The 21,766-nt window shown below is 64.0% G+C and carries 16 protein-coding genes; 5 read left to right on the plus strand and 11 right to left on the minus strand.

From position 1 onward, the window contains the following. Positions 1–9 precede the first annotated feature (9 nt). Genes gspF through FW789_RS09175 form a run of 5 tightly spaced genes read right to left on the minus strand, consistent with a single transcriptional unit; the run spans position 10 to position 6,689 of the window. Positions 10–1,212, minus strand: coding sequence for a type II secretion system inner membrane protein GspF (gene gspF / locus FW789_RS09155; protein ID WP_446431354.1), 1,203 nt, complete (start codon positions 1,210–1,212; stop codon positions 10–12). Between the two features lie 3 nt (positions 1,213–1,215). Next, positions 1,216–2,664: a GspE/PulE family protein gene (locus tag FW789_RS09160; RefSeq protein ID WP_411563223.1), complete on the minus strand. Its 1,449-nt coding sequence runs from the start codon at positions 2,662–2,664 to the stop codon at positions 1,216–1,218. Continuing rightward, entirely contained in the window at positions 2,664–4,622 is a 1,959-nt protein-coding gene (gene gspD, locus FW789_RS09165; RefSeq protein WP_340612335.1) for a type II secretion system secretin GspD, read from the minus strand. Before gspD ends, FW789_RS09160 begins: the two co-directional genes overlap by 1 nt. A 4-nt stretch (positions 4,623–4,626) precedes the next feature. Then, a complete protein-coding gene (locus FW789_RS09170; protein ID WP_103436253.1) occupies positions 4,627–5,052 on the minus strand; it encodes a pilus assembly protein PilZ in 426 nt (141 codons plus the stop codon). Continuing rightward, complete coding sequence (locus FW789_RS09175) at positions 5,049–6,689, minus strand: lipoprotein UxpA (RefSeq protein WP_446431355.1); 1,641 nt, start codon at positions 6,687–6,689, stop codon at positions 5,049–5,051. Before FW789_RS09175 ends, FW789_RS09170 begins: the two co-directional genes overlap by 4 nt. Before the next feature lie 224 nt (positions 6,690–6,913). Here FW789_RS09175 and FW789_RS09180 point away from each other — a divergent pair, with 224 nt between their 5' ends. After that, a complete protein-coding gene (locus FW789_RS09180) occupies positions 6,914–8,959 on the plus strand; it encodes a PhoX family protein (protein ID WP_186697586.1) in 2,046 nt (681 codons plus the stop codon). Between the two features lie 70 nt (positions 8,960–9,029). Here the strand turns inward: FW789_RS09180 and gspK are convergent, their stop codons facing one another. After that, positions 9,030–9,992 carry a type II secretion system minor pseudopilin GspK gene (gspK, locus tag FW789_RS09185; RefSeq protein WP_340612338.1) on the minus strand — a complete coding sequence of 321 codons (963 nt, stop codon included), beginning with the start codon at positions 9,990–9,992 and terminating at the stop codon, positions 9,030–9,032. 145 nt (positions 9,993–10,137) lie between these two features. Between gspK and tatA the strand changes: the two genes are divergently transcribed. The 3 genes from tatA to tatC are packed head-to-tail and all read left to right on the plus strand — an operon-like array spanning position 10,138 to position 11,401. Continuing rightward, positions 10,138–10,371 (plus strand): twin-arginine translocase TatA/TatE family subunit, encoded by a 234-nt coding sequence (gene tatA / locus FW789_RS09190; protein WP_347402101.1) that lies wholly within the window; start codon positions 10,138–10,140, stop codon positions 10,369–10,371. After that, on the plus strand, positions 10,371–10,661 hold the full coding sequence (gene tatB / locus FW789_RS09195) for a Sec-independent protein translocase protein TatB (protein ID WP_101317037.1): 291 nt from the start codon (positions 10,371–10,373) through the stop codon (positions 10,659–10,661). Before tatA ends, tatB begins: the two co-directional genes overlap by 1 nt. Further along, a complete protein-coding gene (gene tatC / locus FW789_RS09200; protein ID WP_207072481.1) occupies positions 10,658–11,401 on the plus strand; it encodes a twin-arginine translocase subunit TatC in 744 nt (247 codons plus the stop codon). The genes tatB and tatC overlap by 4 nt, the downstream gene beginning before the upstream one ends. A gap of 197 nt (positions 11,402–11,598) precedes the next feature. On the opposite strand, the gene cutA is transcribed toward tatC, so the two are convergent. Both cutA and purL read right to left on the minus strand, forming a co-directional pair. After that, positions 11,599–11,910, minus strand: a complete 312-nt coding sequence (cutA, locus tag FW789_RS09205) for a Nif3-like dinuclear metal center hexameric protein (protein ID WP_103436248.1) — start codon at positions 11,908–11,910, stop codon at positions 11,599–11,601. Between the two features lie 3 nt (positions 11,911–11,913). Beyond that, the gene (gene purL / locus FW789_RS09210; RefSeq protein ID WP_411563718.1) at positions 11,914–15,813 is read right to left on the minus strand and encodes a phosphoribosylformylglycinamidine synthase; all 3,900 of its coding nucleotides are present in this window, start codon (positions 15,811–15,813) and stop codon (positions 11,914–11,916) included. Between the two features lie 242 nt (positions 15,814–16,055). Between purL and mltF the strand changes: the two genes are divergently transcribed. After that, complete coding sequence (gene mltF, locus FW789_RS09215; protein ID WP_427118510.1) at positions 16,056–17,513, plus strand: membrane-bound lytic murein transglycosylase MltF; 1,458 nt, start codon at positions 16,056–16,058, stop codon at positions 17,511–17,513. A 5-nt stretch (positions 17,514–17,518) separates the two neighbouring features. Here the strand turns inward: mltF and tadA are convergent, their stop codons facing one another. The 3 genes from tadA to FW789_RS09230 all read right to left on the minus strand — a co-directional run bounded on the left by tadA (position 17,519) and on the right by FW789_RS09230 (position 21,577). Continuing rightward, complete coding sequence (gene tadA, locus FW789_RS09220) at positions 17,519–18,004, minus strand: tRNA adenosine(34) deaminase TadA (protein WP_101317025.1); 486 nt, start codon at positions 18,002–18,004, stop codon at positions 17,519–17,521. Then, on the minus strand, positions 18,004–19,386 hold the full coding sequence (locus tag FW789_RS09225) for a multicopper oxidase family protein (RefSeq protein ID WP_411562112.1): 1,383 nt from the start codon (positions 19,384–19,386) through the stop codon (positions 18,004–18,006). The genes tadA and FW789_RS09225 overlap by 1 nt, the downstream gene beginning before the upstream one ends. Before the next feature lie 139 nt (positions 19,387–19,525). After that, positions 19,526–21,577: a TonB-dependent receptor gene (locus tag FW789_RS09230; RefSeq protein ID WP_446431356.1), complete on the minus strand. Its 2,052-nt coding sequence runs from the start codon at positions 21,575–21,577 to the stop codon at positions 19,526–19,528. Positions 21,578–21,766: the final 189 nt, after the last annotated feature.

Consider the following 21,766-nt stretch of genomic DNA (forward strand, 5'->3'; position numbering starts at 1 on the left):
TTCTCCTTGTCACAGTTGCAGGCCCTGGTTGAGTTGCATGATCGGCAGCAAGACCGCCAGCACGATGAACAGCACCACGCCGCCCATCACCAGAATCATCAAAGGTTCAAACAGCGCCATCGCGGTATCGACCTGACGGGCAAAGCCACGCTCTTGATCGTCGGCCACGCGCTCGAGCATGTCGGCCAGGGTGCCGCTGGCCTCGCCGCTGCCGACCATGTTCACCAGCAGTGGCGGAAACTGTTGGCTGGCGTCCAGTGCCCGGTGCAGGCTGGTGCCGCCCTCGACCTGCTGGCGGACCTGTTCCATGGCCTGGCGAATGCGCCGGTTGCCAACCGTTTCGGTGGCCACCTGCAGCGCTTCGAGCAGGGCCACCCCACTGCTGCTGAGAATCGCCAGGCTGCGCGCCAGCCGCGCGCTTTCCAGCACTTGCAGCAGGCCGCCGATACGCGGCAGGCGCAACAGCCATTGATCGCGGCGCAGGCACCAGTGCGCTTTGCGCAGCAGCCAGCGGCTGATCACGCTGAATAGCACGACCGCCGCCAACAGCCAGGGCCCGGCGCTGACCAGGCCCTGGCTGAGGCCGATCAGGATCGAGGTCACCAGCGGCAGGCTCTGTCCGGAATGGGCAAATTGTTCGGTGAGTTTGGGCACCACGAAGGTCATCAGGCCGACCACTACGGCCAGCGATACACCCATCAGCACCGCCGGATAGATCAACGCCGTACGCGCCTTGTGTTGCTGGCGCTGGACCTGTTCGAGGTGATCTGCCAGCCGCGTCAGCACCTGCGCCAGCCGTCCGGAACGCTCACCGGCTTCGACCAGCGCGCAGTAGAGCCCAGTGAACGGCGCGCCCTGCCTTGCCAAACTCCGGGCCAGCCCAAGGCCCTCGGCCAACGCCCCGCGCACACCGACCAGTACCGCTTGCAGCGCCGGCTGGCGCAACTGCCGCTCCAGCGTGGCGAGCGCATCGACCAGAGGGATACCGGCGCCAGTCAGGGTTGCCAGTTGGCGGGTCAGCTCGCACAGCTGCGCCCGGCTGAGGCGCTGGTGACGGGAGCGTCCGGGCGCGTTGTCGTGACGCTTGAGGTCTTTGGCGAACAAGCCCTGCTCGCGCAACAACTGCCGTGCATGGCGCTCGCTGTCGGCCTGCAAAGTGGCGGCGTGGCGTTTGCCGGCAAGGTCGACGGCCTGGTAGCGATAGGTCGGCATAGGTTAGCCCTGGACCACGCGCAACACTTCGGCAAGGCTGGTCTGGCCGCGCTGCAGGCAGTCACTGGCCATGCTCACCAGGCTGCGCCGACGGTCGCTCAGGTAGGCGTGCATGGCCACTTCGCTGGCGCCCTCGTACAGCAAGGCAATCAGCCCGGCATCCAGTTCAACGAATTCGTACAGGCCCATCCGCCCGGCATAGCCGCTGCCCTGGCAGGCTTCGCAGCCGACCGCGTGAAAGGTCTCGCGCAACGCGCCCAGTTCGGGGAACAGTTGTTTTTCTGCGGCCTGCAGCGGCTGCGCGACAGCGCAGCTGCACAGTTGCCGGACCAGCCGCTGGGCCAATACGCCGCGCAGGCACGAGGCAATCAGAAACGGCTCGATGCCCATGTCGCGCAGACGGGTAACGGCGCCCACGGCGCTGTTGGTGTGCAAGGTCGACAGCACCAGGTGGCCAGTGAGGCTGGCCTGCACGGCAATTTGTGCAGTCTCCTGGTCGCGGATTTCGCCGAGCATGATCACGTCCGGGTCCTGACGCAGAATCGCCCGCAGGCCGGCGGCAAAGGTCAGCCCGGCGCGTGGGTTGATCGCGGTCTGGCCAATGCCGGCGATGGCGTATTCGACCGGGTCTTCCACGGTGAGGATGTTGCGGCTGCCGTCGTTGAGGCTGTTGAGGCTGGCGTACAGGGTGGTGGTCTTGCCCGAGCCGGTCGGGCCGGTACTGAGGACAATGCCATTGGGCCGCGCCAGGCAATTGCGCAAGCCCTGCAACACGGCGGCGGGCATGCCCAGATTGTCCAGCGCCAGCAGGCTGGCCTGCTTGTCGAGCACGCGCATCACCACCCGCTCACCGTGGATGCCGGGCAAGGTCGAGACCCGCACATCGATCTCGCGACCAGCGGCACGCAGGGTGATCCGGCCGTCCTGTGGCTGGCGTTTTTCGGCGATATCGAGGCGGGCCATGACCTTGATCCGCGACACCAGCATCGCCGACAGTGCCCGCGGTGGGCGCAGCACTTCGCGCAGGTGGCCGTCGACGCGCAGGCGTACCACCAGGCTTTGCTCGAAGGTTTCGATGTGGATGTCCGATGCACGCAGGCGCATGGCCTGGCCGAACAGGCCGTTGATCAGGCGGATCACCGGCGCTTCGTCATCGCTTTCGAGCAGGTCTTCGATGCGTGGCATTTCGCTCATCAGGCTGTCGAGATCGACCTGCTCGCCGATGCCTTCGATCAACGCCTGGTTGGCCGCGCTGCCAGCTTGATAAAGCTGGCCGAGGCGTTGATCGAAGTCTGCCGCCGGCAGGTACTCGACCGCTACCGGCTGGCCGTGCACGCGCAGCAGTTCCTGCAACTGCGCGCTGTCGGCGTCGGCCCGCAGCCACAGCTGCCAACCTTCGGCGAGTGGCGCCAGGGCCAGGCCGGACTGGCGCGCCAGGCGATAGGGCAGCATCACCAGTTACCGCCTTCGAGCCGCGCGCGGCTGGCCGGAAACACCTGCAACAACTGCGAGCCTTCGGCCAACGCTGGCAATTGCAGCGGCGTGCTCTGCTGCAGGCTGCGGTACTTGTCCTGGCTCAGACCGGCGAGGCTTGGGCCGTCACGCAGGATGCGCGGGCGGATGAACACCATCAGGTTCTGCTTGGTATTGCGGCTGGCATCGGAGCGGAACAAGCGGCCCAGCACCGGGACATCCCCAAGCAGCGGCACACGCTGGTTGCTGGTGCTCAATTCATCGCTGATCAGGCCACCGAGAATCACCAGGCCGTTGTCCTCGACCATGACCTTGGTCTTGATCTCGCGCTTGTTGGTAATGACGTCACTGGCGCTGCTGCTGTCGGCAATCGACGAAACTTCCTGGACGATATCCAGGCGCACACTGTTGTCGACGTTGACCTGCGGTTTGATCCGCAGCTTGACCCCGACCTCCTTGCGCTCGATGGTCTGGTACGGGTTGGCGTTGTTCTGGGTTACCGAGCCGGTCACGAACGGCACCTCCTGACCGACCAGGATCGACGCCTCGGCGTTGTCCAGGGTCAACAGGGTTGGCGTCGACAGCAGATTGAAGCCGCTCTTGCCCTTGAGTGCGTTGACCAACATGGCGAAGTTGAAGCCGCCGCCGAAGTTGCCGATGCCGGCAGTCACCCCGGTGGTGGCCGACAGCAGCTTGCCCAGCGCACTGGTATCGCCCTCGGCGGCCGCGCCGGCAATACCAGCGATGTTCACTCCGTTGCTGCCAAAGTTGACCACGCCAGCGCCAAACTTCTCGTCGGCGAACAGCCACTGCACACCCAGCTCTTGGGCCTGAATGTCCGAGACCTCGGCAATGATCGCCTCGACCACCACCTGCGCACGGCGGATGTCCAGCTGCTCGACGATGTTGCGATAGGCCGCCAGCTCGCTGTCCGGGCCGACCATCACCACAGCGTTGGTGCCCTCCTCGTATTCCAGGCGAATACCAGAGTCACTGGCCATCGCCACAGGCTGATCCTTGCCCTCGCCCTGCCCTTCGGCCGGCACCGCGCCGGTCTGGCTCAGGCCGCGCAAGACCTTGACCACTTCGCTGGCATTGGCGTGGCGCAGGTAGATCACCTGGGTATTGCTGCTGTGCAGGTTGTCACCGGGCCGATCCAGCTGCGCCAACAAGGCGCGCACGCGCTCACGGCTGTCGGCGCTGCCGCGCACCAGCAAGGCATTGCTGCGCGGGTCGGCCACCACCTGGGCACGGTCGGCGGCCTGTTCACTGGCCAGCAGCCGCGTGACCAACTGAGCGGTATCGGCAGCGCTGGCGTGCTGCAGTTTCATCACCTGCAGTGGCTCTTCGCTGACCTGGTCGAGTTCGCGCAGCAGGCTGTCGATGCGTTCGAGGTTGCTGCGCCAGTCGGTCACCACCAGCAGATTGGCCGCAGGGTACGGCGTGATCACGCCCACCCGGGGATCGATCAGCGGCTTGATGATGCCTAGTATCTGCTCGCTGCCCGCATTGCGCACATTGAACACGCGGGTGGCGACACCATCGCTGCCGGTATTCTTGCTGGCGGCGTTCTCGACCGGCACCGGCTCGAGCCGCGCGGCTTGATCGGGGACGATCTTGACGCTGCCATTGGGCAGGTCGACTGCGGCGTAACCCTGCGCGCGCAACTGGGCGAGGAAGATATCGTAGATGGCGTCAGCGTCATGCCGGTCGACGGTGCGCACGGTGACCTTGCCTTTGACCCGCGGGTCGACGATGAACGTGGTGCCGGTGATCCGCGACACGCTGTCGATGAACTCGACCAGGTCAGTGTCGACGAAATTCACTTCGTACATCGGCGTGCCGCCTTCGTCGAGCACCTCGGGCTCTTCGGCCCAGGCCAATGACAAGCTCAGGCTCAGGCTCAATGCAGCCGCTGCGCAGTATCTAGCAAACATCAACTCATCCTTGCCGCTTGAAGCCGGTCACGGCGGGCCGTGGCGGCCAGGGCAGGCGTTCGCGCCGCCCCTGGTTGTCGATAATCAGGCCTGCGCCATCGATGTCCTGCAGCACGATCCCCGGCGCGAGCCGCTGACCGCGGCCCAAGGTGCGAATCTGCTCGCCGAAGCGCAGCACCACCACCGTCGCCGACAGCGGCTGGGCACGCAGCCCGCCGAGGTACTGCAACGGCAGCCGGGTCAGAGGGATCTCGCCTGTGTCGAGCGGGGCTTGCCAGTGCCCCGCCATCAGCCCTGGAATGGCCGCGTGTTCAGGCTGGGCCGTCGTGGCCGGCAGCGGCTGACGGCTAAGCTGCAGCACACATTGCGCCGCCAGCCAGCCGGCGAGGGTCAACAGCAAAAACGCGCCGAAGCGACTGCTCCAGCTCACGCCGCGGCCTGCCGTGGGTGCCAGCCGGGGTGCCCCTGTACATAGCGCACCTCAGGCAACTGCAGCGGTGCCAGGCGCCAGTCGCTGGGCTGACGACGCAACCAGGCTTCGAGGGTTTGCCACAGCGGTTCACCGGCATCGGCGGCGAACTGCAGGCCGAAAGTGCGGCACTGGCCCTGCACGGTGGCAAAGTCAACGATACGTTTGCCCTGCGGGCTGTAACTGACGCGCCAGGCCTGGCCTTGCCAGCGTGGTAGATCCTGGCTGTTGTCGAGCAGCAGCGGGTCGCCGAACAACTGCTCGGCGGCGTTTTCCAGCACCTGTTCAACCTGCCGTGCCGGCGCCTCGACCACGGGCGCCGGGTAGCCACCGGTAAGGCTTATCAGGTGCTCGCGGGTGATCATTTCACCGCCTGCCAACGGATAGTCGTAGCGCAGCCCCGGCAACAACACCGGCATGGCGCTGCTGTCAGACAACGCTTGCTGGAGCAAGGCATCCCAACTGCCGCCGCGCGTATCGCGCCGCCACAGGGCTTGCGGCGCTCGCGCCAACGGTAGGTCGAGCCAAGCGGCATGGCCGGCACGCTGCGCCCGCACCACACTGCGCAGTTGTGCGGCACGCGCCTGGGCAGCGGGCGTCAACTGCTGCTCGAAGGCGGGAAAGAAACGCGCCTGAAACTGCCATTGACCCGCCACCTGCTGGCAACGCAAACGGAACGCGCCGCTGCCACGGCAACCGGCGAACAGCACCGGCACCTGCCGGCCGCTCGCCTGGCTGGCCAGCACTGGCGCCGGCCACAAGTCCTGGCCACGGGCGCACAGCAGCACGTCGATTTCAGGCACGCGCTCGGCCAGCCACAGGCCCGGGCCGGTGCCGACATCGGCCAGCGCGACGACCAGATCAGCCTCGCGCCGCGCCTGCTGAAAGACCGCCTGCAGTGACTGATACCATTGCTTCAGAGAGGCTTTTTGATCCTGCGCATAAGGGTCGGTCACGCCGACCACCGCAATCCGCACACCTGCGCGCTGGAACACCCGCAGGCTGTCGATGCCCAGCGCCTTGCTCTGCTCGGCAGACAGGCCTGCGCCCAGTGTCGCCGCGGCAGACTGCTGATACAGCGCCGCACAGCGCTGTGGCCAGAGCACACGTTCATCGCTGCTGACGCGGACATCGCTGCACAGTAGCTGGCTGCCCTGCACGCCGCTTTCGCCCTGGCTTAGATAAGCCAGGCCGCTGCCATTCCAGCCCTGGCCGTTCTCCAGGGTCAGGCAGTTGTCTGCGCCGGCTTCGTTGCGCAGTTGCTCGAGCAACGCGGCCAGCACCGGGTACCCACCCAGCTGTGCACGGCTGCTCTGGCTGGCATCCAGCAAAGGCGCAAGCTCCGGGGATGCGGCACTGGCGCTGGCGCCGGTCATCCACGGCGCGCGGCCGAGGTGGCTGACCGGCCCCAGGCGCGTCGCCGGCACCACCGCCTGGCCGGGTTGTCGGGCATCCAGGGTGTCGGCGAGATACAGCAGGTCCAGCGGCGCGCCGCCGCCACGCTGGCCGGGCAGCGCCGAGCAGGCGCCAAGCAACGGCGTCAACGCCGCGACACCCATCCAGCTGATTACCTCGCGTCTGCCCACACTGCTAACCATCAGGCCCGCATCCTTTTCCGAGTTCACGTTGGGGTTCGGATATTGCGGCGCTCAGATGACAGTTTCATGGCAGATATCCGACAGTAATCGCCGATTGATCTGTAAAGACGTACTGGTAAGAACTGCTAGTTTTAAGCAGACCTTAATATTTCTGCCAAGGAATCATCACACTTGAGCACTACAGTCGCGGTTTCCTCCAACTCAGCCACTATAAGGACACCCTGATGAGTCGAGACACCGGCGACAACCTGGACCGCAACCAAAGCGGCAACCTGCCGATGGCCAGCGTCATGGACACTTACCTGAGCCGTCGCACCGTGATGCGCGGCAGCCTTGGCGCAGCCATCGCAATGATCGCCGGCACCGGTCTGACAGGCTGTTTCGACAGTGGTGGCGGTTCCGACAACGACTCGCCGTCGACCCCGGAGCCGGTCAAGCTCAAGCTCGGTTTCGACTCCATCGCCGGCTCGCGCACCGATGCCTGCGTCGTCGCTGCCGGTTACAGCGCATACGTGCTGGCGCCCTGGGGCACTCCGCTGAACAGCAACGCCAATCCGTGGAAGTCCGATGGCAGCAACACCTCCACCGACCAGGCCAACGCGATGGGCATGCACCACGACGGCATGCACTTCTTCCCTATCAACGGCAGCTCGGATGACGGCCTGCTGGCGATCAACTTCGAGTACATCGATGCCGCCGCACTGCACCCGGCCGGCCCCACCACCGACGGCAGCGGCAAGCGCCCGGTGGAAGAAGCACGCAAGGAAATCAACGCCCACGGCGCCGGCGTGGTCCGCCTGAGCAAGGTCAGCGGGCGCTGGCAGGTGGTCGACAACGACCCGCTCAACCGCCGCTTCACCACGGTGTCGCTGATGGATATCGCCGGACCACTGCGCGGCAGCGACCACGTCAAGACCAAATTCTCCCCAGCCGGTACCCAGTGCCGCGGCACCAACAACAACTGCGGCAATGGCTACACGCCGTGGGGCACCTACCTGACTTGCGAAGAAAACTGGCCAGGCATCTTCGTCAACACTGCGACCCGCCCGGCGGATCAGGTGCGCATCGGCGTCAGCGCCACCCGTGGCCAGTACCGCTGGGAAACCTGTGCCGGTGATGCCAGCGAAGTGGACGATGAATTCGGCCGTTTCAACATCACCCCAAGCGGCGCCAGCGCCACTGACGACTACCGCAACGAAGCCAGCACCTACGGCTACATCGTCGAGATCGACCCATACAACGCCAGCACCCTGGCAGTGAAGCGCACCGCATTGGGCCGCTTCCGCCACGAGGGCTGCTGCCCGGGCCTGCCGGTCGCGGGCAAGCCGCTGGTCTGGTACACCGGCGACGACTCCAACAACGAATACCTGTACAAGTTCGTCTCCGACGCGGTCTGGGACCCGGCGGACGCCACCCCGGCCGATCGCCTGGCTACCGGTGCCAAGTACATGGACCAAGGCAAGCTGTACGTGGCCCGCTTCAATGCCGACGGCAGCGGCAACTGGCTGCTGCTCGACGTCGCCACCGCCACCACCGGCGGCAGCACCCTGGGTGCGCTGTTCGGGGACCTGCCGGGGATCATCATCAATACCCGCGGCGCCGCCGATGCTGTTGGTGCAACGCCGATGGACCGCCCTGAGTGGACCGCGGTACACCCGGTCAACGGTGACGTCTACCTGACCCTCACCAACAATAGCGCGCGCACTGCGGACAAGGTCGATGCCGCCAACCCACGCGGGCCGAACCGTCATGGCCACGTGATCCGCTGGCACGACAGCGACGACCAGTTGAGCTTCAACTGGGACATCTTCGTGTTTGGCGCCAACGCTGCCGGCACTGCCGATATCAACCGCTCCGGCTTGACCGAACTGAACCAGTTCGCCAGCCCCGATGGCATGAGCTTCGACAGCCGCGGCGTACTCTGGATCGAAACCGACAACGGCGAGTCGACCCTCACCGACTACACCAACGACCAGTTGCTGGCGGTGATCCCGACCGATCTGGTCGATGCTGCTGGCAAGCAGATCCCGGTGAACGCGCAGAACCAGTCAGCCCTGCGCCGTTTCTTCGTTGGCCCGAACGGCTGTGAAGTGACCGGGATTGCCTTTGCCCCAGACAACAAGTCGATGTTCGTCAACATCCAGCATCCGGGCAACTGGCCGTACAACGATGTCGCTACCGACGCCACTCCGGCAGGTGCCACGGTGCGCCCGCGAGCTTCGACGGTAGTCATTCAGCGTAATGATGGCGGCGAGATCGGCACTGCCTGATCGAACCTGAGCAACGCCCCGGTTGCAGCGCCGCCCTGGCACTGCGACCGGGGCGTTCTCGATTGTGGGCTCACAACAACGGTTCGCGCGCCTTGACGCGCACCTGCTGCGCCGGCACCCGCGCATGCCACTGCACCACACCCAGAGCCTCGATCTGCAACTGACTGCGCAAGCTCAGACCCTCTTCCTCGAACGACAGCTGCAACAGGTAATGGCCGCTGTTGAGCAGCAAGCCCTCACTCAAGCGCTCGAACGTTTCATCATCGACCGCACCCAGCGCCTGGCGCAGATCCGCTGCATCGGCATAACCGGTCGCAGGCCGGCCACTGACAATGCGGCTGAGCAGTGAACGCGGATACTTGCCTTCGTACAACGCATCGAGCAGCTCCAGGTGTTCCAGGCCCAAGGCGTTGGCGTTCAAGCGCCAGCCGCTGGTCTGCGCGATCGCACACAACATCGGATAGCGGCGCTGGCGGGTCGCGTCCGGCTCCAGCAGCAGGTTCAGTTCGCTGCTGTCGAGCATCGGCTGATTGGCCGCCAGCCGCGGTGGCTGCTGGCGCAGATACTGGGCACTTTCGGCGCCTTGCAGGCGGGCATCGCTGTCACTGTCGAGCCAGTCCGCCAGGCCGTGCACCAGCCGTTCGGCCGCCATGTTGTCGCCCAGCAAGTAGCGCAGCTGGCGCTCGGCGCGCGCGGCGTCGTTGCCAAGCAGGGCATTGACGTTGAAGCAGGTGTGCTGATCGCGTACCCGCAACTGCGCCGTGCCGCCGGCAAAATCGTAATTCAGTGGCTGTCCGCGCAGGGCCTGCCAGAACAGCGGGCTGAGCCGCCAAGCGGGATCGCGCAGGGCTTGTTTGGCATAGGCCAGACCGGCCTGTTGCATCGCCCGCGCCTGCACCCGCTGCTGCAGCAGGCGCACTTCATCGACCTGACGACGGCCACCTTCGACCAGCCAGGTCAAGCCCGCAGCCAGCATCGCCAGCGCCACCATGACCATCAACAGTGCCGCACCCTGCTGTTGCTTACCGCCCATTGCCGCCTGCCTTTTCATCACCGAAAGCCGCCAGTCAACACCGTGCGTGTTGCAGGCAGATGGCAGCCGTTCCACCGTCATCCAGGCGTCATCTAGGACAGGCAGGATTGCTTCTCTTTTCATGGCCTTACAGGAGTGCGCTGACATGGGTGGTATTGGAATCTGGCAACTGGTGATCGTGCTGTTGATCGTGTTTCTGCTGTTTGGCACCAAGCGCCTCAAGGGCCTGGGCAGCGATGTCGGCGAGGCGATTCAGGGCTTTCGCAAATCCATGGGCGGCGATACCAATGCCAACAACGCTGCCAATGTTCAGGCCGAGCAGGCGCCAACGCTGAACGGGCAGAGCGTGCCGCAGGCGCACACGGACCGTCAGGCCTGATGTTCGAGATCGGCTTCACCGAGCTGATGCTGGTCGGCATCGTCGCCCTGCTGGTGCTCGGCCCCGAGCGCCTGCCGGTGGCGGCGCGCGCGGTCGGCCGCGTGCTGGGCCAGGCCCGTCGCGCGATGCACACGCTGCGCACCCAGGTCGAACGCGAGATCGACCTGCCGGCACTGGACAGCGCGCCGCTGCAACGCCTGGAACAGGATCTGCGCCAGGGTATCCGCCTCGACACGCAGCCGGCCAATGATGCCGCTGCGCCGGTCATCGCCAAGGAGAATGCATCATGAGCATTGCTGTGCCTGAGCAGCCTCGCATGCCGATCACCGAGCATCTGCGCGAACTGCGCAAACGCCTGCTGCGCGCCCTGCTGATGATCGGCCTGCTGTTCGCCGCGCTGTTCCCGTTCGCGCAGACGCTGTACACGCTGATTTCCGAACCGCTGCGCAGGTACCTGCCGGAAGGCACCAGCATGATTGCCACCAGCGTCACCTCGCCGTTTCTGACTCCGTTCAAGCTGACCGCGATGTGCGCGTTGTTCATGGCCATGCCATTGCTGCTGCATCAGGCCTGGGGCTTCATAGCGCCCGGCATGTACCAGCGCGAGCGGCGCATCGCCCTGCCACTGTTGCTGTCGAGCATCGTCCTGTTCTACAGCGGCATGGCCTTCGCGTTCTTTCTGGTATTTCCGATGATGTTCGGCTTTTTCGCCAGCGTGACGCCTGATGGCGTGGCGATGATGACCGACATCAGCCTGTATCTGGATTTCATCATGGCGCTGTTCCTGGCGTTTGGCCTGGCGTTCGAGATCCCGGTGGCGACCTTCATCGTGGTCTGGGCCGGTTTGACCGATGTGGCGACGCTACGCAAGAGTCGGCCCTACGTGATCGTCGGCTGCTTTGTGGTGGGGATGATCCTGACGCCGCCGGATGTGTTCTCACAGACGATGCTGGCGGTGCCGATGTGGATCCTGTTTGAAGTCGGGCTGTTGGCCTGCACTTCTCTACCCAAGTCACGCAGCCGCGACTGAGGGGACTGAGGCGCTTACGGCAGGACAGGTTGCCTGCTCCCAGTACCCGGCGAGGGCTCACATGCTAGCGCTGCGCCACTTTCCTGGCCTGCAAAGCGGGATCGCGGCAAACCCGGCTACGGTGAATGAATGTGCCTGAACGTGAAAAGCCCTGGCAGTTGCCCGCCAGGGCTTTTCATTAGTACGACAACGACAGCTCAGAAGTCAGCCAATGGCCAAACCTCATAAGCAGGCGTTTCGTACGGGTGGCTGTGCTTCAAGGCAGTGACAACCTGCTGAATCAGCTCGTCGGCCACCACCAGCTCGACCTTCCACTCCTCGACCTGCTCGACCTCGCCAGCCTGCCCGAGAAACGGCTGGCTGCCGGCCATCGGCCGGAACTGGCCTTGGCCAAGGGTCTGCCAGGCGCAGTGCTCATAGCCACCGATACGGCCGCCACCGGCGGCAAACACGGCGGCCTTGACCACTTCGACATGGCTGGCCGGGACGAAGAAGGCGAGCTTGTACACCGCTTAGTTCACCCAAACCCGCGCGTTGCGGAACATGCGCATCCACGCCGCATCTTCCTGCCAGTCGTCTGGACGCCACGAGTTCTGCACTGCGCGGAATACCCGCTCAGGGTGCGGCATCATGATCGTCACGCGGCCATCGCGGCTGGTGAGACCGGTGATGCCACGCGGTGAGCCGTTCGGGTTGGCCGGGTAGGCTTCGGTGACCTTGCCGTGGTTGTCGACAAAGCGCAGCGCCACGCAGCCAGACTGGTCGGCTGCAAGCAGCGCGGCCGGGTCGGCGAACTCGGCGTGGCCTTCACCGTGGGCGATGGCGATCGGCATATGCGAACCGGCCATGCCCTGCAGGAAGATCGAGTTGGACTTCTGCACCTCGACCATCGCCACACGGGCTTCGAACTGCTCGGAGCGGTTACGCACGAAGTGCGGCCACAGCTCGCTGCCCGGGATCAGCTCGTGCAGGTTGGACATCATCTGGCAACCGTTGCACACACCCAGGGTGAAGCTGTCGTCACGCTCGAAGAATGCCTGGAAGGCATCCCGCGCGCGGCTGTTGAACAGCGCCGACTTGGCCCAGCCCTCACCGGCACCGAGCACGTCGCCGTAAGAGAAACCGCCGCAGGCAACCAGGCCTTTGAACGCTTCCAGGTCAACACGACCGGCAAGGATATCGCTCATGTGCACGTCGACGGCGTTGAAGCCGGCACGGTCGAACGCCGCAGCCATCTCGACCTGGCCATTGACGCCCTGCTCACGCAGGACTGCCACTTGCGGGCGGATGCCTTTTTTGATGTACGGCGCCGCGATGTCATGGTTGACGTCGAAACCAAGCTTGACGTTCAGGCCTGGGTTGTCTTCAACCAGCAGGCCGGCGTATTCCTGATCAGCGCAGTCGACGTTGTCACGCAGGCGCTGGATCTGATAGCTGGTCTTGGCCCACTCGCGCTGCAGCTGGCCGCGATCACCGGTGAATACGGCTTCGCCGGCGAGCTTGATCAGCACTTCGCTGTTGTTGATCGGCTGACCGATCACGGCCACGCAATCATCGCCCAGGCCAGCAGCGCTGAACTGCGCCAGCACGTCCGGGGTGGCATCTTGGCGAACCTGGATGACCGCGCCGAGCTCTTCGTTGAAGAGAATCGCCGCGACTTTTTCGCGCTTGCTGGTCAGGGTGTCGAGTTCAAGGTCCAGACCGCAATGGCCGGCGAAGGCCATTTCCAGCACGGTGGTCAGCAGGCCGCCGTCGGAACGGTCGTGGTAGGCCAGCAGGTGACCATCGGCGTTGAGGCCCTGGATCACGGCGAAGAAGGCCTTGAGGTCTTCAGCGTCGTCGACGTCCGGTGCTTGCGCCGCCAGCTTGCCGTGGGTCTGCGCCAGGATCGACGCGCCCATGCGGTTTTTGCCGCGGCCCAGGTCGATCAGGATCAGGTCGGTTTCGCCCTTGTCCATGCGCAATTGCGGGGTCAGGGTCTGGCGTACGTCGACCACCGGGGCGAAGCCGCTGATGATCAGCGACATCGGCGAGGTCACGCTTTTTTGCGCGCCCTGCTCGCTCCACTGGGTCTTCATCGACATGGAGTCCTTGCCCACTGGAATGGTCAGACCCAGCTCAGGGCACAGTTCCATGCCGACGGCACGTACGGCGTCGAACAGGCGGGCATCTTCACCCGGGTGGCCGGCAGCCGACATCCAGTTGGCCGACAGTTTGATGTCGGACAGCTTGTCGATGCGCGCAGCAGCCAGGTTGGTCAGCGCCTCACCGACCGCCATGCGGCCGGAGGCCGGGGCATCCAGCAGGGCCAGCGGGGTACGCTCGCCCATCGCCATGGCTTCGCCGGTGTAGACGTCGAAGCTGGTCGCGGTTACGGCGCAATCCGCTACCGGAACCTGCCATGGGCCGACCATCTGGTCGCGTGCAACCAGGCCGGTGATGGTGCGGTCGCCGATGGTGATCAGGAAGCTCTTGCTGGCCACCGCCGGGTGGTGCAGCACGCGCTCGACCGAGTCGGCCAGGTCCAGCGTGCTTGGGTCGAACTCATCGCCAAGCTCTTCTTCGCGAGTGACCGAACGGTGCATGCGCGGCGGCTTGCCGAGCAGGACGTCGAGCGGCATGTCGACCGGGGTGTTGCCAAAGTGGCTGTCGGTAACAGTCAGGTGCGGTTCGGCAGTGGCTTCGCCGACCACCGCAAACGGGCAGCGCTCACGTTCGCAGATGGCCTTGAAACGCTCGAAGTTGGCCGCATCGACCGCCATCACGTAACGCTCTTGCGATTCGTTGCTCCAGATTTCGTGCGGGGCCATGCCCGGCTCGTCGTTGGGCACGTTGCGCAGTTCGAAGCGGCCACCACGACCTCCGTCGTTGACCAGTTCCGGGAAGGCGTTGGAAATGCCGCCCGCGCCGACGTCATGGATGAAGGCGATCGGGTTGTCGTCGCCCAGCTGCCAGCAGCGGTCGATGACTTCCTGGCAGCGGCGCTCCATTTCCGGGTTTTCCCGTTGAACGGAAGCGAAGTCGAGGTCAGCCGAGCTGGCGCCGGTGGCAACCGACGACGCCGCGCCGCCACCCAGGCCGATCAGCATGGCTGGGCCGCCGAGCACGATCAGCTTGGCGCCCACGGTGATCTCGGCCTTTTGCACGTGATCTTCACGAATGTTGCCCAGGCCGCCGGCCAGCATGATCGGCTTGTGGTAGCCGCGCACTTCTTCACCGTGAGGGGTCTGGATCGACTGCTCGAAAGTACGGAAATAGCCGGTCAGGGCCGGACGGCCGAATTCATTGTTGAACGCGGCGCCGCCGAGCGGGCCTTCGACCATGATGTCGAGGGCGTTGACGATGCGCTCTGGCTTGCCGTATGGCTTCTCCCACGGCTGTTCGAAGCCTGGGATACGCAGGTTGGACACGGTAAAGCCGGTCAGGCCAGCCTTGGGCTTGGCGCCGCGACCGGTCGCACCTTCGTCACGGATCTCGCCACCAGAACCGGTGGACGCGCCGGAGAATGGCGAAATGGCGGTCGGGTGGTTGTGCGTCTCGACCTTCATGAGGATGTGCACCGGCTCCTGCACCGCGCCGTACTGGCGGGTTTCAGGGTTCGGGAAGAAGCGCCCGGCCACGCTGCCGACGATCACCGAGGCGTTGTCCTTGTAAGCCGACAACACGCCTTCGCTGTGCATCTGGTAGGTGTTCTTGATCATGCCGAACAGGCTCTTGTCCTGCGCCTGGCCGTCAATGTCCCAGGTGGCATTGAAGATCTTGTGTCGGCAATGCTCGGAGTTGGCCTGGGCGAACATCATCAGTTCGATGTCGTTCGGGTTGCGCTTGAGCCCCTGGAAGGCGTTGACCAGGTAATCGATCTCGTCTTCGGCCAGGGCCAGACCGAGGTCGATATTGGCCTGCGCCAGAGCTGCACGGCCACCGCCGAGCACGTCGACCGAGGTCATCGGCTTGGGCTGGGCATGGCTGAACAGATCGCCTGCCTGCTCCAGCTGGGTCAGCACGCGCTGGGTCATGCGGTCATGCAGCGCGGCGGCAACTTCTTGCGCGTCGGCCTCGCTGAGGTCACCGGCCACGTAGAAGGCAATGCCGCGCTCCAGGCGCTGAATGCTCTGCAGGCCGCAGTTATGGGCGATGTCACTGGCCTTGCTGGCCCAGGGCGAAATCGTGCCCAGGCGCGGCACTACCAGGAACAGGCGACCAGTCGGCTCTTGTACCGGCACGCTCGGCCCGTACTTGAGCAGACGGGCCAACACTTGCTGCTGGTCGGCGGTCAGCTCACCATCGACGTCGGCGAAGTGGGCAAATTCGGCATACAAGCCGGTAACAGCGGGGACTTTCTGGCTCAGTTGCTCGAGTAGCTTACCGTGGCGAAAGGCAGAAAGGGCAGGAGCGCCGCGCAGGATCAACATCGTCGGGACAGCCTCAGGAAGGGGTGTGCTTAGAGGCCGTGCATTCTAGCGTAATTCGCGCGATTGGGCACCCGCTGCAAGGCAATGCTGCCGGGCGGCTGAACCGGACTCCGGGGTCAGAAAAGTCAGGGCTTTTTGCCGGTTTTGCTCGGCCATCAATAAATCCCTGGCCAATCTGCTAGCAGACCTGCCCAACGTTGTCGAGATATGGCAGTTGCGGCCCTTTGCGTATACTGCAAGCTATGTTCGCCCCCACTGCTTTGCGCAAGCGTTGCGCCCAATGGCTCTTCGCAACCGGCCTCTTCCTGATGCTCGGTGCCTGTGTTGAAAAACCCAGCACCCTCGAGCGCGTCAAGGAAGACGGCGTGCTGCGCGTGATTACCCGCAACAGCCCGGCCACTTACTTCCAGGACCGCAACGGAGAAACCGGCTTCGAATACGAGCTGGTCAAGCGTTTTGCCGATGACCTAGGGGTGAAGCTGGAGATCGAAACCGCCGACAACATCGACGAAATGTTCGATCAACTTGGCAAACCGTCCGGCCCGGTACTGGCAGCGGCGGGCCTGGTCAGCAGCGAAAAGCGCAACATCCAGGCAAAATTTTCGCATCCGTACCTCGAAGTCACTCCGCAGGTCATCTACCGCAATGGCCGCTCGCGGCCAACCCAGGCCAAGGGCCTCATCGGCAAGAAGATCATGGTGCTCAAGGGCAGCAGCCACGCCGAGCAGCTGGCGGCGCTGAAAAAACAGTACCCGACCCTGGAATACGAAGAATCCGACGCCGTTGAAGTAGTCGACCTGCTGCGCATGGTCGATGAAGGCCAGATTGACCTGACCCTGGTCGACTCCAACGAGCTGGCGATGAACCAGGTGTACTTCCCCAATGTACGGGTTGCCTTTGACCTGGGCGACAGTCGTGATCAGCGCTGGGCAGTCGCCGCGGGCGAAGACAACAGCCTGCTCAACGAGGTCAACGAGTTCCTCGACAAAGCACAAAAAAACGGCACCCTGCAGCGCCTCAAGGATCGTTACTACGGCCACGTCGACGTCCTCGGTTACGTCGGCGCCTACACCTTCGCCCAGCATTTGCAACAGCGCCTGCCCAAGTATGAAAAGCACTTCAAGGCCTCGGCCAAGGTCGAGCAGGTCGATTGGCGCCTGCTTGCAGCAATCGGCTATCAGGAGTCGATGTGGCAGCCTGAGGTGACCTCCAAGACCGGCGTGCGCGGGCTGATGATGCTGACCCAGCGCACCGCGCAGGCGATGGGCGTGTCCAACCGGCTGGATCCCAAGCAGAGCATCACCGGCGGCGCCAAGTACTTCATGCTGGTCAAGGAACAGCTCGACGACAGCATCAAGGAGCCGGACCGTACCTGGTTCGCCCTGGCCGGCTACAACGTCGGCAGCGGCCATCTGGAAGACGCCCGCACCTTGGCCAAGCGCGAAGGCCTGAACCCGAACAAATGGCTGGACGTAAAGAAGATGCTGCCGCGCCTGTCGCAGAAGCAGTGGTACAGCAAGACCCGCTATGGCTACGCCCGCGGCGGCGAGCCGGTGCATTTTGTCGCCAACATCCGCCGCTACTACGACATCCTGACCTGGGTGACCCAGCCGCAGCTCGAAGGCCAGGTCGCCGAGGGCAACCTGCATGTGCCAGGGGTCAACAAGGACAAGCCGGCGGAACAGTCACCGCCGATGTAACCGGCTCAGCTCGAAGCTTTTGCCCGCCGCGCCTTGAAGAAATCGCTGAGTATCTGCCCGCATTCCTGCGCCAGCACCCCACCTTCGAACAGCACCCGATGGTTGAGAAAGCCCTGGGTAAAGAACTGCCCCTGGCTCTGCACGATCCCCGCTTTCGGTTCCAGCGCCCCATAGACCACCCGCGCCACCCGCGAATGAACGATCAAACCTGCGCACATACTGCACGGCTCCAGGGTCACGTACAGCGTGCTGCCGGGCAGCCGGTAGTTGCTGGCCGCCTGCGCTGCGGCGCGAATGGCGACCATCTCGGCGTGGGCGCTGGGGTCGCTGTCGGTGATCGGTCGGTTGAAGCCGCTGCCGATCACTTCGCCACCCTGCACCAGCACCGCGCCAACCGGCACTTCGCCCAACGCCGCACCTTGTGCAGCCAGCTCCAGGGCCATCTGCATAAAGGCCTGATCACGGCTGCGATCGATAATCTGCGCGCGCATCAGACCACCGCAATCGCGGCCATCAGGCCGGTTTCCATGTGGTCGATGACGTGGCAATGGAACATCCAGGTACCCGGGTTATCAGCCACCAGGGCCACCTGGGCGCGCTCGTTCTTGCCCAGCAGGTAGGTGTCGGTGAACCACGGCTCGGTGATTTTGTGCCGGTTGGAGCTGAGCACCTTGAAGCTCATTCCATGCAAGTGAATCGGGTGCTGGTACTGGGTCATGTTCTTCAGCTCGAAGATGTAGCTCTTGCCCTTTTCCAATGTGGCGATCGGGCGGTCGGCGCAGGTCTTGTCGGTGATGTCCCAGGCCTTGCCGTTGATCTGCCAAAGGCTAGGCGGGCGGCCGCTGTCGGTATCGACCGAGACCTTGCCGACCCACTCGAAATTGAAGTTGATCTTCTCGGCGTTGGCCAGGTCTGGTTCGGCGATCGGGTTGGCCGGTAATGCCGGCGGCCATTCGCCAGGGGCGTCGCTGCTGGCAACCGAGCGCAGGGTGCCGAGGCGCACAAAGCCGTCGCGCAGGGAGATCTCCTCGCCGGCTTCAGGGATGCGGATCGCCAGGCAGATGCGCATGCCAGGGCCCAGCCAATAGTCATCGTCCAGTGGCCGCGGCGTGACCGGGTTGCCATCGAGGGCGTAGATCATCGCCTCGCAGTTGCCACGCAGGTTGATGCGGTAGGTCCAGGTATTGTCGAGGTTGAGCAGGCGCACGCGCACGACCTGCCCGGCCGGCAGCTCGGTGACCGAGTCGGCCTGGCCGTTGATGGTGATCAAGCGCCCAGCGGTGCCATTGCGCGCAGCTTCACGGGGGATGCTGAAAGGCAGCCACCCGCCCTGCTCGTCGACGTGCCAGTTTTTCAGGCTCAGCGTGCGCTCATGCTTGAAGCCGGTGGGCTCGCGCTCTTCGACGATCAGTGGGCCGACCAGGCCTCGACCAAGCTCCTCGGAGCTGCTCACGTGCGGGTGATACCAGTAGCTGCCGGCGTCCGGCACGCGGAACTTGTAGTCGAAGTACTCGCCGGGCTTGACCGGCAGTTGCGAGACATAGGGCACGCCGTCCATTTCCAGCGGCAGGCGGATACCGTGCCAATGGATTGTGGTTTCGACCGGCAGGTGGTTGATGAAGCGCACCCGCAGCCAGGTGCCCTGGCGGACCCGCAGCTCGGTGCCCGGCGCCGTTGGGCCAAAGGCCCAGGCCTCGGTCTTGAATCCCGCTACCAGCTCGACTTCAAGCGGCGCGGCGATCAGCTCGTAGTCATGTCCGGCGTTGTCGTCCTCGACCTTGCCCAGCCAGTAGCGCGCTGCGCCTCCAGCGCCCAGGCCAACCACGACCAGGCCAGTCAGGCCCTTGAGCATTTGTCGACGGGTAAAGGACATCGGTGGAGGTACCTCGTTATACGCGATCAGTCTGCCAGCACGGGGCGGGCAATGAAGGGCGAATACGATACACCTGCAAATGCGAAAGATTAAGTGAAGTGTTGCTGGTCTTCACCTTCGAACCCCAGCTGGTCAGGCTTTACAACTTCATGTTGAGCGAGACAAACGCCGAGCGGCCCGGTGCTGGCGAAAACATCGGCTGATCGTCGCCGCCCCAGAAGAAGTTGTCGTACCAGACGTATTCGTACTCGCGATCAGTAAGGTTCTTCAGTTGCAGGTCGACACTGGTCGCGCTGGAGATACGGTAGCGCACGCTGGCATCCAGCACGGCAAAGCCACCGTACTTGCCTTGCTGATTCTGCGCATCGATGTAGTAGTCGCCCTGGGCCCGGGCCTGCAGGCCAAAGCGCCAGTCATCGTTGTACTGGTAGTCGGCGCCGAGGTTGCTGATGTAACGCGGCGTCGAAAATACCTCCTTGCCCGCCAGCGACTCGCCAGTGTCGGCGAAGGCCTTGACCACCTTGGCCTCCTGAATCGAGTGCGAGCCCCACAGCGTCCACTGTTCGTTCAATTGCGCGTTGAGCTGCAGGTCGATGCCGCGCCGCCGGGTTTCGCCAAGCCCCACCGAGGTGCCGGTGGCCGGCATATTGGCCACTTCATCGGTAGCATCCTGCTGCCACACGGAAACGCGCGCCTCAGCGCCGTAGAACGGGCGGAACTTGACCCCCAGTTCTTTGCCGGTATTGATCGACGGATCATAGCTGGCCTGGCCGGCGCTCAAGTAGGCCGGGAAACTGCTACCGGTAAGAATCTGGAACGTGCGGCCCCAGTTGGCGTAGACGTCGACGCTTTCGCTGACGCTGTAGACCACGCTCAGCTTCGGCTGCTGGATCCAGCCGTAGTCCTGCAACGAGGCCTTCTGGCCGCCGAGGGTGGTGGTATTGCCGTCGAACTTGTCGACACGCATGGCCGGGATGATCTTCAGTGACTCGGTCGGCTGGATGATCGCCTGCATATAGCCACCGAGGTTGCGCAGGGTGTAGTGGTCGTCGTCCTGAATGCGCGCGGGGGCTGCATCGAAATCGGTCGGCACGCCAAAGCTGTAGCGTTGCCGGCGATAAGTGTTGTCCTGCTCTTCTACGTTAATACCGCCGTCCAGGGTCAACAGGTCGTTGGCGCGCCAGGTCAGCGTGCTCAGCAGGCCAGTCTGCTGCTCGTCCCACATGCGCCGCTGGCGCGGGGCGTTGCCCAGCGGGTAGTCGGTGAAGGTGATGGTGCGATCATCGTTGTAACTGTTGTAGTAGAGCTTGTTGCTCATGCTCAGCTGATCGTTGAGTTGCCAGTCCATGTGCAGGCTCAGCTGCTTCATGTCGCGGTCATCACCGTCGTTGGCGTTCTTGGCCGGAGATTGGGTGCGGCTGGCGCGCAGTTCATCACGGGTGAGAAAGCCGCTTTCCTCGGCCTGGTGGTGATACAACCGGGCGATCAGGCCAACGCGCAGGGTCTGCTCGTCATCGGTGACGAACCACTTGCCGCCAAGGGCGTATTTGTTGGAGTTGCTGTTGTCGCGAAAGCCGTCCGAGTCCTGCTTGGCGAGAATGTAGTTCTGGGCGAAGTTGCCTTCTTCACGGCCGATTGCCAGCTGTACTTCACGGGTATCGAAACTGCCGTAAGTGACTCGGCTGTCAATGTAGTTGCCACCCTGGCGGGTGACGTAGTTGATGTTGCCGCCGATGTTGTGCAGGCCGTAGCGCGGGTCGTTGGTGCCGCGGACCACTTCGATGTAGCTGATGTCGAGCGGGAACACCATGTCGACAAAGCGCTGGTTGCCGCTGTTGACATTGCTCGGGATGCCATCGATGAGCATCTTGATGCCGTTGATGTAACCCTCACCGTTGAAGGCGCGGAAGGTCGCCTTGCCCGACTCGGCGCCCTGCCCTGTCTCAGTCAACTGGATGCCCGGCATCTGCCCGAGCAACTGCCAGCTGTTCATTACGTTCTTGTCTTCGACCTGATCGCCGCCCAGCACATCGACCGAGGTCAGCACGTTCTCGGTGCGCAGCGCCGTGCCGGCTGCCTGCGAGACCTTGATCTCGCCCAAGGTAATAACCGAGCTACCGGTTTGATTGGCATGAAGGTCGGTCATGACCAGCGCGGTCAGCGCGGCGAGTGATAGCGGGGCGGTTCTCATTACTACTCCTGATCGAGGGCGAGCGTGGCCAAAGACGAGGAGCGATTCTACGGTTGTTATAACATAACAATCCACAAGAACTTTTCACTCAGGGATACCGCGCCCTGCGTAGGAGCGGCCTTGTGTCGCGAAAGGCCCGCAAAGCGGGCCCGGCGATCTTGCGGTGCTGCATAAATCCTGGGGCCGCTG

Source organism: Pseudomonas sp. 1121_17 (genome assembly GCF_052850745.1).

What these genes read in the sequence shown, in the direction of transcription:
- gspF (WP_446431354.1), bottom strand. Translation starts at nt 1,212, where the DNA reads ATGCCGACCTATCGCTACCAGGCCGTCGACCTTGCCGGCAAACGCCAC.
- tadA (WP_101317025.1), bottom strand. Translation starts at nt 18,004, where the DNA reads ATGCGCGCGCAGATTATCGATCGCAGCCGTGATCAGGCCTTTATGCAG.
- FW789_RS09230 (WP_446431356.1), bottom strand. Translation starts at nt 21,577, where the DNA reads ATGAGAACCGCCCCGCTATCACTCGCCGCGCTGACCGCGCTGGTCATG.
- gspD (WP_340612335.1), bottom strand. Translation starts at nt 4,622, where the DNA reads ATGTTTGCTAGATACTGCGCAGCGGCTGCATTGAGCCTGAGCCTGAGC.
- FW789_RS09180 (WP_186697586.1), top strand. Translation starts at nt 6,914, where the DNA reads ATGAGTCGAGACACCGGCGACAACCTGGACCGCAACCAAAGCGGCAAC.
- FW789_RS09225 (WP_411562112.1), bottom strand. Translation starts at nt 19,386, where the DNA reads ATGTCCTTTACCCGTCGACAAATGCTCAAGGGCCTGACTGGCCTGGTC.
- tatB (WP_101317037.1), top strand. Translation starts at nt 10,371, where the DNA reads ATGTTCGAGATCGGCTTCACCGAGCTGATGCTGGTCGGCATCGTCGCC.
- tatC (WP_207072481.1), top strand. Translation starts at nt 10,658, where the DNA reads ATGAGCATTGCTGTGCCTGAGCAGCCTCGCATGCCGATCACCGAGCAT.
- tatA (WP_347402101.1), top strand. Translation starts at nt 10,138, where the DNA reads ATGGGTGGTATTGGAATCTGGCAACTGGTGATCGTGCTGTTGATCGTG.
- FW789_RS09160 (WP_411563223.1), bottom strand. Translation starts at nt 2,664, where the DNA reads ATGCTGCCCTATCGCCTGGCGCGCCAGTCCGGCCTGGCCCTGGCGCCA.
- gspK (WP_340612338.1), bottom strand. Translation starts at nt 9,992, where the DNA reads ATGGGCGGTAAGCAACAGCAGGGTGCGGCACTGTTGATGGTCATGGTG.
- purL (WP_411563718.1), bottom strand. Translation starts at nt 15,813, where the DNA reads ATGTTGATCCTGCGCGGCGCTCCTGCCCTTTCTGCCTTTCGCCACGGT.
- mltF (WP_427118510.1), top strand. Translation starts at nt 16,056, where the DNA reads ATGTTCGCCCCCACTGCTTTGCGCAAGCGTTGCGCCCAATGGCTCTTC.
- FW789_RS09175 (WP_446431355.1), bottom strand. Translation starts at nt 6,689, where the DNA reads ATGGTTAGCAGTGTGGGCAGACGCGAGGTAATCAGCTGGATGGGTGTC.